This window comes from Pisciglobus halotolerans, from assembly GCF_900113675.1.
GTDB classification, from domain to species: Bacteria; Bacillota; Bacilli; order Lactobacillales; family Carnobacteriaceae; genus Pisciglobus; species Pisciglobus halotolerans.
This window is the reverse complement of record NZ_FOQE01000054.1, coordinates 7,473-8,426: the sequence shown is the minus strand read 5'-3', so window position 1 is coordinate 8,426 and position 954 is coordinate 7,473. Positions and strand designations below refer to the sequence as shown.

The following is a 954-nucleotide window of genomic DNA, read 5'->3' as shown; positions in this document are numbered from 1 at the left end:
ACCATTTTTATGCGGAAGTAGTTCAGTGGTAGAACATCACCTTGCCAAGGTGGGGGTCGCGGGTTCGAACCCCGTCTTCCGCTTCTAGTAAACTAGACAACTTGTTCAATGCCGGGGTGGCGGAACAGGTAGACGCACAGGACTTAAAATCCTGCGGTTAGTGATAACCGTGCCGGTTCGATTCCGGCCCTCGGCACCATTTATATAGTTTAATATGAAGCACCCATAGCTCAATTGGATAGAGTACTTGACTACGAATCAAGCGGTTGCAGGTTCGACTCCTGCTGGGTGCATATTGATCTGCTTTTTTATTGATCAATAACTAAGTAACTTTTACGGGAAGTAGCTCAGCTTGGTAGAGCACTTGGTTTGGGACCAAGGGGTCGCAGGTTCGAATCCTGTCTTCCCGACTGTTTTGGGGCCTTAGCTCAGCTGGGAGAGCGCCTGCCTTGCACGCAGGAGGTCAGCGGTTCGATCCCGCTAGGCTCCATAGCAACATATTTTATGGCGGTGTAGCTCAGCCGGCTAGAGCGTCCGGTTCATACCCGGGAGGTCGTGGGTTCGATTCCCTCCGCCGCTATTTAATTGAAAGAACTTGGACCTTTAGCTCAGCTGGTTAGAGCAGACGGCTCATAACCGTCCGGTCGTAGGTTCGAGTCCTACAAGGTCCATTGTCATCTTTTTGATTTTTATACCTTGTAATGTTGGAGGATTACCCAAGTCCGGCTGAAGGGAACGGTCTTGAAAACCGTCAGGTGTGTAAAAGCACGCAAGGGTTCGAATCCCTTATCCTCCTTTTTATCATCAATCTATTGTTTCGACTATGGACAATATGATAAAAATCAACAATTTCTATTGCTTTCTATTATCGCGGGGTGGAGCAGCTGGCAGCTCGTCGGGCTCATAACCCGAAGGTCGCAGGTTCGAATCCTGCCCCCGCAATTGCATGTTAAA

General features: G+C 49.2%; 9 tRNA genes. All 9 read left to right on the top strand.

The window, feature by feature from the left end:
* Positions 1–11 precede the first annotated feature (11 nt).
* A tRNA-Gly gene (locus tag BM057_RS10840) sits at positions 12–83 on the top strand.
* 27 nt (positions 84–110) lie between these two features.
* A tRNA-Leu gene (locus BM057_RS10835) sits at positions 111–199 on the top strand.
* Positions 200–219: 20 nt separating this feature from the next.
* Positions 220–293 (top strand) — tRNA-Arg (locus BM057_RS10830).
* A gap of 43 nt (positions 294–336) precedes the next feature.
* Positions 337–410: transfer RNA gene (locus tag BM057_RS10825), tRNA-Pro, on the top strand.
* Between the two features lie 7 nt (positions 411–417).
* A tRNA-Ala gene (locus BM057_RS10820) sits at positions 418–490 on the top strand.
* 16 nt (positions 491–506) lie between these two features.
* Positions 507–580 (top strand) — tRNA-Met (locus BM057_RS10815).
* 17 nt (positions 581–597) lie between these two features.
* Positions 598–671: transfer RNA gene (locus tag BM057_RS10810), tRNA-Ile, on the top strand.
* Positions 672–706: 35 nt separating this feature from the next.
* Positions 707–796 (top strand) — tRNA-Ser (locus tag BM057_RS10805).
* 73 nt (positions 797–869) lie between these two features.
* A tRNA-Met gene (locus BM057_RS10800) sits at positions 870–942 on the top strand.
* Positions 943–954 lie beyond the last annotated feature (12 nt).